Raw genomic sequence first — 16,878 nt, forward strand, 5'->3', positions numbered from 1 at the left:
CTTGCTGTGACATAGCCTTTTGTTCCTTTATTTCTCTATTTTTGACGACTTAAAGTTATAAAGGAGCGGCTATGTCATTTCAACTCATCATAAAAGTCGAGCATCGCGTTATAAACTAGGTTAAATTTAAGCGGATTATTCTTATTAAAACCTACTTCAGCTAATAATTCCCGTGCTTTTTTATTTCGTTGTTCCTGTGTCCACGCAGCATATTCCGGTAAGTTAAATTTAAACCCGCCAATCCCCGGTGGCAATATGGTATAAGCAGGTAGCTGGCCCTGAGCAACAACCCGATTAGCAATAATATCCCGATCCAAAGATAAATTTAAAGCCTGTCTGACTCTGGCATCATTAAACGGATATTTTTTATTATTAAAATCATAATAATATGTACTCAGAAGCGGTGTAATATGAATCTGCCTTCCTATTGTTCGTTTTAATGAAGCAAAGTCTTCTAACGGGATCGTAAATGTTATATCAATTCCTCCGGCCAAATAACGGTTTAATTCTGATTTATTTGACGAGATGGGTAGATAGGTGACTTTATTAATAACTGTATTTTTATCATCCCAATAATAGTGATTTCTGACTCCAACAACCTTTTCATTAACATGCCACTCAGATAGCTTAAATGGCCCACTAGAGACAAAATATTCAGGTTTTACCCATTTATCACCATATTTTGTCACTACTTTTTCACTAATCGGGTACAGAATCGGAAAGGCTAACATTTGCAAAAAATAACCAACCGGTTTCTCCAATTTAACCTCAACCGTCGCATCGTCCAGCGCTTTAACACCCAATTCTTCCGCTTTTTTCTGGCCATTCAGAATAGCTTGCGCATTGACAACAGAAGCATCAGCAAGATAGCTGCCATAAGGAGAAACTGTGGCTGGCTCAATCAATCGCCGCCAGCTGAAAACAACATCATGGGCAGTGATAGGTGTGCCATCAGACCATTTGATACCTTTTCTTAAATGAAACACCCACGTTTTGTTATCTTGTGTTTCCCAGCTTTCAGCCAATCTGGGTTCAATTTTATTATTTTTATCCGTTCCGACTAATCCTTCAAAAAAATCATTGATAATATTCAGTGAAACATTATCTTCAGCTTTATCAACATCAAGTGATGCAGGTTCTGCACCATTATTACGAATAACCTCCTGTTTTTCATTCAATTGTATACCGGGTGGAATAACGGCGGCATAGGATGAAGTAATACTAAAAAATATCATAATCATAGAATAAATTGATATTTCCATGCCTCTATTAATTATTTTATTTAACATGTCATTTTCCTCTATTGCTGCAATGTGATTTTTATTATTAATTAGAAATATTGGCGTGTGTTTTTAATAAAGCGTACACATCTATTATTTAATAATAGCACTTGATAAAAATAACATTTTAAAAAAGCCAATCAATGATTTCGGTTATGAATAACACAGTAAAAAAAGCTGCAACTGAGCCAGATGCAGCTTGAATTCTGATAAGAATAACCTTCTTATTCTTTAATGCTCTATAATATAAAGATCTTTAGTGGATACATATCCCATTGGGGTAACATAAAATCCCCCAACGTAAGGCTTAACCATTTTTGAATTGACATAATAATAGATAGGAATGACAGGTGAATCTTTAGTTATAATATCCAGCCCTTTCTGCTGATATAATACATCATTAGTCTCACTCGCTTTTTTAATGGCTGTATCATAATCACTATTCTCATATAAAGCAGTATTTTTAACCTGCCCTGACATAAACATATTCAGAAAACTCATTGGGCTATTATAATCAGCAATCCATGCCCTTCTGATAACCTCAAACTTACCCTGATGCATATTATCCAGCATCACTTTCCATTCCTGATTTTGCAAAGTAACCTCTACACCCAGGTTCTTTTTCCACATTGAACTAACTGCAATAGCAATTTTTTGGTGTGATTCATGAGTATTGTAAAGCAAATTAAATTTCAATGGATTGTCTTTATTGAACCCTGCTTCATTCAATAGCACTTTGGCTTTTTCAATACGCTGCTCCTGAGTCCATGAAGCATAGTCAGGCCCTGAAAATTTGAAGCCGCCAGTATTCGGTGGAACAAGGGTATAAGCAGGTTTTTGCCCCTGCCTTAATACCTTATAAGCGATCACATCTCTGTCTACTGCTAAATTTAATGCCTGCCTGACTTTAATATTATCAAAAGGTAGTTTTTTATTATTAAATTCATAGAAATAAGTACCAACTTTAGGAGATGTATAAACCTGATCTCCTATTGTTTCTTTTAACGATTCAAAAGATTCCAGTGGAATTGTTTTGGTAAAATCCACTTCACCAGCCAGATAACGGCTTAAAGCAGATTTTTCGGAAGCAATAACCGGATAGTGCACTTTATCTATAACGGTGTTTTTATCATCCCAATAATGGGAATTTCTGACTCCTACTATTTTTTCATTCACCTTCCATTCAGACAATTTAAATGGTCCATTACCCACAAAATTACCCGGCCTTGTCCATTTTTCCCCATGTTTTTCAATGGCATTTTTATTCACAGGCACCATAATGGTATGAGTCAGCGCCTGTAAAAAATCACCCATTGGTTTATCCAGACGCACTTCCAAGGTCATATCATCTAATGCTTTTACTCCAAGTTCTTCGCCTTTCCTCTTGCCTGTAAGAACATCATTAGCATTGATAATACTGATATTCTCAAGATAACTGCCATAAGGAGAAACAATGTCAGGCTCAACCAAACGCCGCCAACTAAAGACAAAATCATGGGCTGTAATCGGTGTGCCATCAGACCACTTAATTCCTTTTCTCAGATGAAAAACCCATGTTTTATTATCACTGGTTTCCCACCGTTCAGCCAACCTTGGCTCAATATTGCCCTGCCTATCGGTATAAACTAGTCCCTCAAAAAAATCGTGAATAATATCAAACTCAACATCACTGGAAACTTTATGCACATCCAATGAGGCAGGCTCTGATAGACTATTACGTACAATTTCCTGCTTAGCCGCCAGTTTTGTTCCTTCCGGCACAACAGCGGCGTAAGATAATGAAACATTTCCAAATATTGCTGCAATAACACAAGAGAGTATGCTGATTTTTTTCTTTACTGCTAAATTAGTCATCATTTTTTGTATAGACATAATAAAGCTCTCCATAATTATATTATCACTTAAACATTCATCATTATATTTCTCTGTAAAAACCTGATTTACTGCCATCTAAAAAACGCTTAAATACCTGTTATTACGTTACATATTTGGCATATCTTCTGACGCCAATATCAAAAAATAATTTAGCCAAAATAATTAAAATTAATGTGATGACTGACTGAATAAAAAACCACTTCACGCTCATTATCCCATTTGCAACTGAAGCCGGAACACCGGTTATAAATAAACAGGGAAGCACAAACATCAGAATAATACGTATCAAGCCGTGAAAAGACTGCTCAGGCCTGACTAATACCTTAAAACAAGGGTTAGAATATTTAATACTGACTAAAGCCGATGTCCAGAATATGCTCGTTCTTATGATCCATGTGATCGCTGTCAGAACTAAAACTCCCTCAAAGACCATAATTAAATGTAAAAACATGTACAAAATATCAGTATTTAAATAAATATGAACAACAAAAAATAAGACTAAAGATAAAAATGACAATAAAAAGTGTTCAAATGCAATGCCTGTTGCAACATAAAGAAATTGAGTATTTATCGGCAATATCAAATGTGGATCTAACTTTAATGACTTAACTTTATTTGTCAGTAAAAAACTTCCTCTTCCGAATAAAAAAAGATAAAAATTATCTACCAAACATACCGTAGTAAAAAAGATAAGAACGAAATCATTAGACAAAATATAATCAGAAGACTTTGAGCCTAAAATGGCATACCAGAAAAAACCCTGCGCCACATAGAAATTAAAATTAATAAAAGCCGCCATCCAGAAATTAAAAGGGCTTTTTTTAGCTTCTGATAAACTATTTTTAAACCCTATAAATATAATATTAAGCATTGCCATTATACCCTTGATTATACTTTATCATATAACGCCAGATGACACTGAAAATTATCATCAGGAAGAACATTACCAATAAACCACTCAGTATAAAGTAAAGAGAAATTGAATTTGTTGCAATTTTCACAGGAACGTAAGTAATATATTGAAAAGGAATATAATTAAAAAACATTTTTATGGTGTCATTAAATACATCTAATGGTATTACCGCACCTGATAATGCCCATGATAATGTATCCTTTACCATAATAAAAGAGTAAGCCCCTCTGAATTTAAAAGCCATACATGATAATATCATTGTTAAATATAAATTTATAAATAAACCTATACATAATGCAACCAATAACCATAAAAGGTTTGGTAAGTTCCCCTGATACCAGATGATAAAAATAAATAATGGAGACATAACAAACATTCTGGCTAACATCTGCCCAAAAGCATACTCAGAATAATACAGCAATATTGACTTTGGCATGATGATTAATCTATCAACACTACCATCTTCAATATTGAATGCTAACCTCTCCGGAAATCCTGAAATACTTGTTAACTGAAAAATCATCACTGACCATAATATATAACTGATTATCTCATTACGTGTGTAATGAGCAAAATCACTTGAACTTGTCATTGTACTCCAAAAAGATAATTCAACAGCATACAGTGTTATTATAAGAAAGTAGTAGCCTAATATAATATTCTTAGCTCTGATAGTTTCTATAAAAGAGAATTTAGCAATCACAAGAATAACCTCTCTAAATATATCGCATTCTTTTCCTTGGAATCACACTCATTCAGGTTTACTCTTGATACTTCACCCTCTTTCAGAAAAATAATATCCTTACAAATATCAGCTATATCTATCATATTATGTGAAGTAATAAGTATTTTACTCTCATTATTATCAGCATAATCTTTTAAAATACTACGTAATAAAATCTGTGATTCAATATCAAGGCCAATTGTTGGCTCATCCAAAATAAGAAGCTTTGGCTTATTCAACATATGTATTAATAAATTAGACTTAACAGACTGGCCTAAAGAACACGTTTTTGCTGGTTTCCTTGCAATATTTCTAAGATTCATTATCTCTATCATGCTTTCAACATGATCTTTATCATAAATACGTTTATATATTTTTGAAAAAAGTTCTATATTCTCATAGAGAGATAACTCCTCCCAGAGCATTGACCTATTTCCAAAAAGGACACCGAGGTTAGATAAAAGCTTTGCGGGACGCCCATACGGAGAGGTGCCAAACACAGTAATATCACCAGAGTTTGGTGTTAAAATGCCCGTAATTAACTTTATTAATGTTGTTTTACCTGCTCCATTTTTCCCCAGCAATCCAATAATTTTCTCATCATTAAATATTTCAATACTTAGGCTTTCAAATAATTTCACCTCAGTTTCATTTGATTTAAATAAATTCTTAAAAAAACCATTCTGGATTTCCCTGTTTCGATAGCTAAAATATAAATTATTTATTTTTATCATATCAATTTACTAATTATAGTCATAAATATACATGCCCACTAAATATGTGTGCTCTCTACCCTTCATAACTCAGTAAAAACTTATAAAAATTTCAGCCCTGCTGGTTGTTTTATAATTCTTGCTAACATCTGATGTCAATGTTTATTTCTTATTGCTATCTGGCCTAATTACATACGTGTGATACTATTCATTACAATATTTTATCGTGACCATTATCACCATAATCACCTGATTTAATAAAGTATTTATTTTATTGATTGAGAGAAAAATAATTCCCCATTGAATAATAAGTAACAATATTAATTCATGATAAAAAATAAAACATGAATTTCCCATCAACTAATAAAAATAAATAACACATCTAAAATACAACAAAAACAAATCTAAAAAACCATAATATTCGGCATCATACATATAAATTAATGTTAAAGTTCAAAACTAAGTTACAATCAAATTAAAAAATAATAATTTCATATAGAGATTACTTAATTAACAAAATTACAACATTTATTTTCAAAAACACAAGGTGCATCACAATTATCATGTTGCATTAGCTCATACCTCCGTGATCAGAGATATGAGCAATCATTTTATTAAATCGGTATTTAATGTTTAATCACATACATATCTTTTGTCAGATAATAACCTCGTGGATCAACATAAACACCACCAAGATAAGGTTTAATCATTTTATGATTTACAGCCGAATAAATAGGAATAATTGGTGTATCCTCAGTAATAATATCTAATGCTTTTTGGTAACCCGCTTTATCATTTGTTTTTCCTGATTCCATCACTATTTCATCAAATTTTTTATTTGAATAATATGATGAATTTTGTGTGTGGTCTGTAGTGAATATATTGAAATATGTCATCGGGCTATCATAGTCTGCAATCCAACCATACCTGACAAGATCATATTTACCCTGATATTTATTATCGAGCACTACTTTCCATTCCTGATTTTGTAGGGTTGCCTCAATACCCAGATTTTTTTTCCACATTGAGCTAAGGGCAATAGCCACTTTCTTATGAGCTTCAAGCGTGTTATACAACAGGGTAAATTTAAGTGGATTGTTCTGGTTAAATCCGGCTTCCTTTAATAATGCTCTGGCTTTTTCAACCCGCTGTTCCTGCGTCCAATCAGCAAAATCCGGTTGTTTAAAATCAAAACCGCCAATACCGGGAGGTAGGAAAGTATAAATAGGCTTTTGCCCCTGCCCTAACACTTTATCAGCGATAATATCTCTGTCTATTGCCAGATTTAATGCCTGCCTGACCCGAATATCAGTAAACGGTGCTTTTCCGTTATTAATTTCATAATAATAAGCTCCCAGTCTGGGAGAAACATGCACTTGTTCCGGATATTTTTGCTTTAATGATGCAAACGAATCCTGTGGAATTGTCAGCGTGATATCAATTTCACCCGCCAGATAACGGTTCAAATCAGATTTCGCTGACTCTAAAGTAAGGTACGTTACTTTATTAATAACAACATTTTTATTATCCCAATAATAGGGGTTTTTAACGCCAACTATTTTCTCATTGACTATCCATTCAGATAATTTGAATGCACCGCTACTAACAAAGTGTTCAGGCTGTATCCATTTATCACCATATTTTCTGACCACTTTTTCGCTGACAGGAACCATGACAGGGTGAGCCAGTCTCTGTATAAAATCCCCGATAGGTTTATCTAACTTCACTTCGAACGTATAATTATCCAATGCTTTTATGCCTAATTCATTGGCACTCTTTGTGCCTTTAAGCACATCTTTAGCATTCATTACCGCAGCATCAATAAGATAGTTTCCATAAGGTGAGCCGACTGCCGGATCAAGTAAACGCTGCCAGCTAAAAACCACATCATGGGCAGTGATAGAAGAACCATCAGACCATCTAGCGTCCTGTCTTAAACGAAAGACCCAGTTTTGATTATCCTGAGTTTCCCAGCTAGTTGCTAATAAGGGAGCAATATTACCTTGCTTGTCGGTATACACTAGATTATCGAAAAAATCATAAATAATATTAAAATCGGTATCACTTTCAACTTTATGCACATCCAATGAAACAGGCTCACTACCATTATTACGTACCACTTCCTGCTTTTCCGCTAATTGTGTTCCGGGTGGAATAATGGCTGCATGGGATACAGTAACTACACCGGCTAATATTATTACAGATAGACAGGATAATTGTTTTATAGCTCTATTTTTAATATTTTTTATTTTCATTATTTTAATCCTGCAAATGGGATGAGAGCCTATTAAGACTCTCCATCTGTTTATTAATGTTTTATGACATAAAGATCTTTCGTTGAAATATATTCCATGGGAGTAGGATGAAAACCACCAATATAAGGTTTTACCATCTTATTACTCACGTAGTAATAAATAGGAATAACAGGTGTGTCATTGGTTATGATATCCATTGCATTTTGATAATGTTTTATGTCGTTAGTTTCCCCTGATTTAAGGACCATTTGATCAAAATCACTATTTTCATAGAGCTGGATATTATTACTATTGCCTGTTACGAAAATATCCAGAAATGACATCGGGCTATTATAATCTGCTACCCATGCATACCTGACTATATCAAATTTACCCTGATGCATATTATCCAGCATGACTTTCCATTCCTGATTTTGCAGTACAGCATTCACATCAAGATTTTTTTTCCACATTGAACTGACTGCTATAGCTATTTTTTTATGAGTTTCTCTTGTGTTATAAAGCAAATCAATTTTTAGTGGATTATTTTTATTGAATCCGGCTTCGTTTAATAATTCCCTGGCTTTTTTAATCCGCTGTTCTTGTGTCCATCCTGCATACTCAGGCGGAGTTAGATTTAACCCACCAATATTAGGCGGAAGGACATTATAAGCCGGTAATTGCCCCTGCCCCAAAACCTTATCGGCAATAACATCTCTGTCAATGGCTAAGCTTAATGCCAACCTGACCCTGACATCATTGAATGGTGGTTTCTTGTTATTAAAAGCATAATAATAAGTGGATAGCATAGGCGTAATATGCATCTGATCGGGAATTTCTTTTTTTAATGATGCAAAAGCATCTAATGCGATTGTTTTAGTTATATCAATTTCACCTGCAAGGTAACGGTTCAGATCGGCTTTTTCAGATACGATGGTGACATAAGTCACTTTATTAATGACTGTGTTTTTATCATCCCAATATTGAGGATTTCTGACCCCAACGACCTTTTCATTTACTGTCCACTCAGACAGTTTAAAGGCACCACTGCCAACGAATGTTTCAGGCTGCGTCCACCTATCACCATATTTATTGACTGTTTTTTCACTGATAGGAACCATAACCGGATGAGTTAACATTTGTAAGAAATACGCGACTGGCTTATCCAATTTCACTTCCAGTGTAGAATCATCCAGCGCTTTTACCCCAAGTTCTTCGGCTTTTTTCTTACCAAGCAATACATCATTCGCATTTGTCACATGAGCGGTTGCAAGATAGCTACCATAAGGAGAACCCATTGTCGGCTCAAGTAAACGCCGCCAGCTGAATACCACATCATGAGCGGTAATTGGTGTGCCATCAGACCATTTAATATCTTTTCTTAAATGGAAAACCCATGTCTGGTTATCCTTGGTTTCCCAGCGCTCCGCCAGTCTGGGTTCGATATTACCTTTTCTGTCGGTATAGACCAGACCATCAAACAAATCATGAATGATATCTAACTCAGTATTACTTTCTACTTTATGTACATCCAATGAAGCAGGAAATGAGCCGTTATTACGCACGATTTCCTGTCTTTCTGCCAACTCTGTACCGGGTGGCACAACCGCCGCCTGAGCAGAAAAACCGATACTGCCTAATACAATTGCTACTGAACAGGTTAATACTTTCGATGTTGTGTTTTTTATCATTCCAGAAATTATTTTCTGCATCGTTTGGTTACCCCCATTATTATATTTTTATTTTCTTTACGTTAACGATTTTAATTAAATATTTAATTTAGAAATAGCCTGTTATAAGCAGGCTATTTCTATTGAATATTAATGTTTAATAATATAAAGATCTTTTGTCATAATATGTCCCAATGGGCTGACAAACAGGCCGCCGACATGAGGCTTAACTAATTTAACACGAACAAAGTAATAAACTGGAATGGCAGGTGAATCATGGGTAATAATATCAAGTGCTTTTTGATAAATCGCTTGATCATTAGTTTCATCTGCCTTTAATACTAACTTATCAAACTCTGGATTACTGTATTTTGTTATATTATTTGTATTTCCTGTCATGAAAATTTCCAGAAAGGTAAACGGGCTATTATAATCTGCCTGCCAGGCATATCTGCCAACCTCAAAGTTCCCCTGATACAGCGATTCTGTCTGCGATTTACTTTCCTGATTTTCCAGAATAGCATCAACACCGAGGTTCTTTTTCCATATTGAACTGGCAGCAATAGCAAGTCTTTTATGAGCATCAGAAGTGTTATATAAAAGTTTAAATTTCAGTGGATTACCTTCATTAAAACCCGCTTCATTTAATAACGCTTTAGCTTTTTCAACGCGTTGTTCCTGCGTCCACGAGGCATAATCAGGATGTTTTAATTCCATCCCTCCACTACCCGGAGAAACTACATGATAAGCTGGTTTTTGGCCTTGCCCTAGCACCCTGCCAGCAATTACATCCCTGTCCAACGCTAAAGTCAGTGCCTGTCTGACCCGCACATCGTTAAATGGGGGTTTTTGCGTATTGAAAAGATAATAAGAAACACTCATTATCGGTTTAATATGGAATTGATCACCCAGTTCTTTTTGTAATTTAGAAAAGAAATCTGTTGGCCCACCATTAGAAATATCAAGTTCTCCTGCCAGATAGCGATTAAGATCCGCCTTATAATCAGATATTGGCAAGTAAGTAACTTTATTAATTATGGTATTTTTATTATCCCAATAATGAGGATTTCTGACACCAACAATTTTCTCATTCACGACCCACTCAGAAAGTGTAAAAGGCCCGTTACTGACAAAAAATTGTGGCTGTGTCCATTTGTTACCATGTTTTGTCACAACCTTTTCATTAAGTGGAGACATCACCGCATGTGCCAACATTTGCAAAAGGCCTGCTTTTGGCTTTTCCAGTGTGACTTCTAAGGTTGTATCATTCAGGGCCTTAATACCAAGTTCTTCTGGTTTTTTCTTACCGGATAATACAGCCTGTGCATTGATAACATTAGCCTGAACCAGATAACTCCCATAAGGAGAAACAGTATCCGGCGTCACCAACCGCCGCCAAGTGAACACCACATCATGGGCAGTTACCGGCGAACCATCTGACCACTTCGCCTCTTTTCTTAAATAAAAAACCCATGTTTTATTATCTTTAGTTTCCCAACGTTCGGCTAAAGCGGGAATAATTTTTTCTTCTTTGTCGGTATCCACTAGACGTTCAAAGAGATCCACTAAAATATCAAATTCACTGCTACTGTCTGATTTATGCGGATCCAAAGAAGTAGGTTCGGCAAAATTATTGCGGGTGATTTCTTGCTTTTCGGCTAATTGGGTTCCGGCAGGAACTACAGCAGCGTAAGAATATGTGGCACTTCCCAGTATAAGACTTACAGAACAGGTTAATACTCTGGCAATTTTATTTTTTATTAGCCTTGCCATTATTTTTTTCATATTAGCGCTCTCCATAACTGTTTTTATTATTTATTCAATATCTCATTTATTATTACTACCTTAATTATTATTACGTTATAAATATTACGCTTATAAGTAATATATTCACTTAATTTGAAAAGATTAAAAATATAAGTGCAATGCATAACAATTAGCATTGCACTTATTATTTAAAACAGCCGAAAGATTACAGTACCTGTTTGCTGGTGATTTTATCTACAGTAATTTTTTGTATTTACAATCACCATCACATTATTGGCTACTTATATCCGTGATCCTGTCTTTTTTCGGGTAAGCAATCGGTGATTTCTCGGCAAAATATTTCACCACCGCATCCACATCAGGAACACTGTATACCGGATCGGTGCCTTCTTTAAATACGGAGAAATTACTGCCTCCGGTTGCCAGATATTCGTTAGCCGCTACACGGTATTTGGCTTTCATATCAACTGGCTTGCCATTAATTTTCATAGAGCTGGCGATCACTCGCTGCCCTGCCGGTTTTGAGCTATCCCACGAGTATTCAAGAGTATGAGATACCGCCATCACACTTGGGCGCGTACGATCCCACTGTTGTTCCAACGCACGCTTGATCTGTTCACCGGTCAGTGTCTTAGTCACCATCACATTAGAGAACGGCTGCACGGTGTAAATCGCGTTATAAGTGACATCCCCTGCATCCATTGGCGCACGGATACCGCCATTATTTACGAAAGCAATCACAGCACCGCCACTCTCTTTTGCCGTTGTGGCATACAGGTGTGCATCTGCTATCACTTTACCCAACGCAGATTCACCACCGGATGTCGGTTTCTTATTCAGATCACTTTCCAGTTTCCCGATCACGCGATTTGCCAGAGGTGTCGCTATTTTTTCGTAAGAAGATAATAACTCGGTCACTTTCGGGTCTTTGCCATATTTATAGTTATCAACCCAAATATTTTTTGCTTTTAAATCAACAACATCTCTGGTGGTTTTATCCAGTTTCAGATCCAGCTTAGTGAGCAAAGCGCCATTAGCCTGAGCAGAAGTGACAGATTTACCATTAATCACGCAGTTATAAGCCTGATGAGTATGGCCGCTGATCACGAAATCCACTTCTTTATCTAACTGATTGACGATATCGATGATTTTTCCGGTTATGCCATTACAGGCATTAACATCAACACCACCAGCGTCACGTCTTTGCATTGCACCTTCGTGGATCAGTACCCCAATGGCTTTTACACCCTTTTTCTGCAATTCTGGCACCAGCGCATTGATGGTTTTAACTTCGTTGGAAAAACTCAGACCTGCCGTTCCCTGAGGTGTCACAATTGCCGGTGTGCCTTCCAGTGTCAGACCAATAAAGGCCACCGGAATTCCTTCAAATTCTTTGATGACATATTCCGGGAATAAGGTTTTACCTGTTTCATCAACTGTGACGTTAGCCGACAGATACTGAAACCCAGCGCCTTTAAATGGTGCTGGCCCCTGACAACCTGTTACCGGATGGCAGCCACCATTCTGTTTACGCAACAGCTCAGTTTTACCTTTATCAAATTCGTGATTCCCCACCGAAGTGGCTTCCAGACCGGCAAGGGTCAGAGCTTCAATACTGGGCTCATCGTGGAACATTGAGGAAAGCAGCGGGCTGGCACCAATCAAATCACCGGCGGCAACCACGATATTATTCGGATTATCCTGTTTCAGCTCTTTAATCAGCGTTGCCATATGTTCAATACCGCCGGATTGATTTTTAGGTGCCTTCAACGCGCCATGAAAATCATTCAGCCCCAGAACTCGTACATCCACGATATTTGATGATTCATTAGCTGGCTTGGTTGCACACCCTGCCAGCAATGCTGCGCCAATCACAATCGGAAGTAATTTATATTTATAATTCATCTCATTATCTCTTTAAATCAGCTATCAAAATATAACTGTCATCTTTCAGGTTGCAGCCCAAAAACTGCAACCTGAAATTTATAGTAAGGACAATTAAGCGTTATTTTTTATCGGTCAGATCAATTTGATAAATGGCAAACCCGACATCATCATTTTTCAGGTATTTCACCGGATATTGGGCATGTTCTTTAATAAATTTCGCTGCTTTTTCTGATGGAGAAGTTTCAAAACGGATATCCAGTTGCTTATCTGTTTTGATTGGCAGGAATGACCAGTTATTTTCCGCCTGTGTTGATACCACACCCTGCTCTTTGGTTGTTCTGGAAATATAAGCTGCCAGAACGGAGCGGTTTTCATCCGGTGAGGCAAATGCGATATGAGTTTCTCCGGTTCCGGCAAATTTACCGCCGTAACCACGGTAGTTATTGGTGGCAATCAGGAAGGTGGCTTTTGGATCGATAGGCTTACCCTGATAGGTAACATCCTTGATACGGTTCGCACCTTTATTGATCAACTGGCAATCCGTATCATATTTTGCGGGTTGAGTCAGATCCACCTTATAGTTGACGCCACTAATGGTGTCGAAATTATATGTACGGAAACCATCCCAGTTCAGTAATTCCTGTGGCTTGGTCGAATTCGGATCGATCTGGTTATACATACCCACTGAACATTCCAGCCATTCAGTAACATCAGCACCACTCGCTTTGACTACAACCAGCGTGTTCGGGTAGAGATACAGATCCGCGGCATTACGGAATGACAGATCACCTTTTTCTACTTCAACGAAGTCAGCGGGAGCATTTTTACGTCCACCCGCTTTGAATGGTGCAGCAGCTCCCAGAACCGGTAAGTCAGCCAGATCAGGATCGCCTTTGATAAAGCGTTTGGTGTAATCAACCTGCGCATCATTGACGATCTGAACCGTCGGATCACTCTGGATCAGGGCGAGATAACTGTACATATTGGCAGAGGCTTTACCAATGTGCTTACCGACAAAATCACGGGTTCCCTGATTAGCTTTATCGATAATAGCCGCCAGCTTATCATCACGTTCAACCAGTGCTTTCTTATGGGCTTTATCGTAGATAGGGCGCGCTTCTGCTTTGGCAGATTCCACTTTCCACTCACCACCGTCGTTATTGATAACCATATCAACAACACCCAGATGATCTCCCCACTGGCCCGGCATCACAGCAGGAATACCATTGACAGTGCCGTTAGTAACATCGACACCTTTAATTCCGGCATATTCTTTATTTGGGAAAACGCCGTGGGAATGACCGAACATAATGGCATTTATGCCGGGAACTTCGCTCAGGTAGTAAACCGAGTTTTCCGCCATTGCTTTATAAGGTTCCTGCGAGAAACCGGAGTGCGGAATGGCAATAATCAGATCTGCCCCTGCTTTTTTCATTTCAGGTACGAATTTTTTCGCCGTTTCGGTGATATCGTTGACAACAACTTTGCCATCCAGATTCGCTTTATCCCAGATACTGATCTGTGGCGGAACAAAACCGATATAACCGATCTTAATCGAGTGCTCTTTACCTTCCCGATCTTTAACCGGAGTATCAACAATAATATAAGGGGTAAAGTAATTTTTACCGGTTTTGGCATCCATAATATTGGCGTTGACATAAGGGAACTCAGCCCCCGCTATCGCCTGTTTCAGGTAATCCAGACCAAAATTGAACTCATGATTACCGAAGTTACCTACGGTATAACCCATGGTGTTCATAAGTTGGTGAGCCGGGTGAACTTCACCCTGTTTCAGCCCTTTTGCCGCCATATAATCTGCCATCGGGCTACCCTGAATCAGGTCACCGTTATCAACCAGAATGGCATTGGTCACTTCAGATTTGGCTGCTTTAATCAGGCTTGCTGTACGAACCAGACCAAACTGTTCAGTCGGTTTATCCTTAAAGTAATCGAAATCCATCAGGTTGCTATGAACATCTGATGTTTCCATAACCCGTAAATCAACGGTCGCTGCATTGACATTAAAGGCCACCAACATTGCCAGTGCTGAAATTTTCAACCCATGCTTCAACATGTTATACCCCTTTGTAGAGAGGAGAACCGGTAAAAGTTCTCCCATAACATTTTTCTTAGAAAGAATTTATTCAATTAAAAAAACAAACGTGCACCGGTTTCCAGAATGGTCTGTTTCTTATCTCTGTAAACCGGGTTGTCACTGCGGGCATCATCGTATGCCGCTTCAACAAACAGACGTATGCTATTGTACTGAGAAACTGAAAAACGTTTATCTAAACCAACGGTGTAAGTCTGTTTTTTATAGTTGAATGTGTTGGAATCACCGTCACGCAGGTAATAACCTGCATACATGCCGCTTTCAATTTTATCCCAGTGCCATTTCGCACCCAGGCCATACAGGTTTGCTTTCCAGTTTCCTTTGACGGAATTGGAACTGAGTTTATTATTTCTGCCTTCCTGATAAATCATGCCTGAATTGCGGGAACGTGCCTGACCGTAATCCACACCAACAGAGAATTGACGTCCGGGGAAGTAATATTCCATACCAAAAGCCAGTAAACTGTCTTGCGGAGAGACGTCAGAAACTTTACGCTCGCCACCCGCTATTTTTCGGTGTGCTTCTCCCGTTGCCGCGGAGTAACCAGCATCAAATTTCAGGCCAAACTTTGATTCATAGAAACCCACAACAGAATAGGCGTGGCGCAAATCACCATGCTGGCGATCTTTATCTGAACCGGATTTACCACTGTAAGTGGCAGCAAGCTTAAAGCCTTCATAACTGTTGGTCTGAATAAAAATCGTTTGCGGCAGGCGGGTCACGAAATTGTTTTTACCCACCCCGTCATTGCTGTAGCCTGTTGCACGGCTCAGGACATCACTGAAATAAAATACACCTGTGTTGCCATAGCCGTAGCTGGATTTTTTTACCCAATCAATAGGAATATAAGTCCGGCCTAATTGAATCTGGCCATAATCACGATGGGATGCACCGATATAACCAAGACGGTTGTACATTTCAAAACTGGTTTTAGAATTATCGCTATTTGATCTTTGAGTATCTGAACCCCATTCCATTTTACCAAATACGCGAATATCTCTGGTTAATTGGTGACTACCACCAATACCAATGCGGCTGCCATCATCGCGAATATTGATATCGCGATCCTGACTGGTGGTTTTTGCCTTCAGACGAAACTGCCCAATCAAATCGACTTTGGTTCCCTTGTCATTGTAAACCGTAACGGCACCAGCGCTGCCAGAAATAACCAATAATCCAATTAATGCAGCCAATGGCTTCATGTTTTTCATAATAAGACACCCACAAAGATTAATTTTTAGGTAATACGTCCCGCTATCACGAACTGTGCGCAATATATTCAGGGCAATAAAAACCCGTCACTATTTTCGTGAAAATAAAAGACGCGTTTAAAAAATGATAGAATCAGTATTATTGATTATTATTTCTAATGAAATTTCCTCGTTAGAATATTTATAACTTGCCATATTGAACCAGCAATAAGATTAAAAAATGAAAGTGAAAAATAAAAAACAGGAGAATTAAATCTCCAATATCATGTTGTGCTACATTGATGTATTACGTTCGTGTGCTGTATTCATCCCATTACACGTATTTATAATAACTAAAGAAAACAATGTTTTTCGTGAAGGGGTGCACACTAATTAAAACAGGGTAAAAAAAATTTACACTAATGTGTGAGATGAATCATAAAACAACCTTTTATCGTTTAAATATCATCATTACAGACTATTTTTACCACAGCACAAAAAATATATTCTTT

At 37.5% G+C, this 16,878-nt stretch carries 10 protein-coding genes and 1 pseudogene; all 11 read right to left on the reverse strand.

Annotation, left to right across the window (positions count from 1 at the left end; translation table 11 throughout):
- Positions 1-107 precede the first annotated feature (107 nt).
- Positions 108-1,289 (reverse strand): annotated as a pseudogene (locus AACX68_RS19970) (ABC transporter substrate-binding protein); the annotation flags it as partial.
- 222 nt (positions 1,290-1,511) lie between these two features.
- A complete protein-coding gene (locus AACX68_RS19975; RefSeq protein WP_228860297.1) occupies positions 1,512-3,152 on the reverse strand; it encodes an ABC transporter substrate-binding protein in 1,641 nt (546 codons plus the stop codon).
- 103 nt (positions 3,153-3,255) lie between these two features.
- A complete protein-coding gene (locus tag AACX68_RS19980; protein WP_228860298.1) occupies positions 3,256-4,032 on the reverse strand; it encodes an ABC-2 family transporter protein in 777 nt (258 codons plus the stop codon).
- The gene (locus tag AACX68_RS19985; protein ID WP_228860299.1) at positions 4,019-4,771 is read right to left on the reverse strand and encodes an ABC-2 family transporter protein; all 753 of its coding nucleotides are present in this window, start codon (positions 4,769-4,771) and stop codon (positions 4,019-4,021) included. Before AACX68_RS19985 ends, AACX68_RS19980 begins: the two co-directional genes overlap by 14 nt.
- Positions 4,768-5,526 carry an ATP-binding cassette domain-containing protein gene (locus tag AACX68_RS19990; protein WP_255705683.1) on the reverse strand — a complete coding sequence of 253 codons (759 nt, stop codon included), beginning with the start codon at positions 5,524-5,526 and terminating at the stop codon, positions 4,768-4,770. Before AACX68_RS19990 ends, AACX68_RS19985 begins: the two co-directional genes overlap by 4 nt.
- Positions 5,527-6,131: 605 nt before the next feature.
- Entirely contained in the window at positions 6,132-7,760 is a 1,629-nt protein-coding gene (locus AACX68_RS19995; RefSeq protein WP_228860301.1) for an ABC transporter substrate-binding protein, read from the reverse strand.
- Between the two features lie 53 nt (positions 7,761-7,813).
- Positions 7,814-9,451, reverse strand: coding sequence for an ABC transporter substrate-binding protein (locus AACX68_RS20000; RefSeq protein WP_228860302.1), 1,638 nt, complete (start codon positions 9,449-9,451; stop codon positions 7,814-7,816).
- Between the two features lie 108 nt (positions 9,452-9,559).
- Entirely contained in the window at positions 9,560-11,194 is a 1,635-nt protein-coding gene (locus tag AACX68_RS20005) for an ABC transporter substrate-binding protein (RefSeq protein ID WP_228860303.1), read from the reverse strand.
- A 252-nt stretch (positions 11,195-11,446) separates the two neighbouring features.
- Positions 11,447-13,081, reverse strand: coding sequence for a bifunctional metallophosphatase/5'-nucleotidase (locus AACX68_RS20010; protein ID WP_228860304.1), 1,635 nt, complete (start codon positions 13,079-13,081; stop codon positions 11,447-11,449).
- 100 nt (positions 13,082-13,181) lie between these two features.
- Positions 13,182-15,137: a bifunctional 2',3'-cyclic-nucleotide 2'-phosphodiesterase/3'-nucleotidase gene (locus tag AACX68_RS20015; protein WP_228860305.1), complete on the reverse strand. Its 1,956-nt coding sequence runs from the start codon at positions 15,135-15,137 to the stop codon at positions 13,182-13,184.
- Between the two features lie 74 nt (positions 15,138-15,211).
- On the reverse strand, positions 15,212-16,387 hold the full coding sequence (locus AACX68_RS20020; protein ID WP_228860306.1) for a porin: 1,176 nt from the start codon (positions 16,385-16,387) through the stop codon (positions 15,212-15,214).
- Between the last annotated feature and the right edge of the window lie 491 nt (positions 16,388-16,878).

This window comes from Xenorhabdus sp. PB61.4 (assembly GCF_963894935.1).
GTDB classification, from domain to species: domain Bacteria; phylum Pseudomonadota; class Gammaproteobacteria; order Enterobacterales; family Enterobacteriaceae; genus Xenorhabdus; species Xenorhabdus stockiae.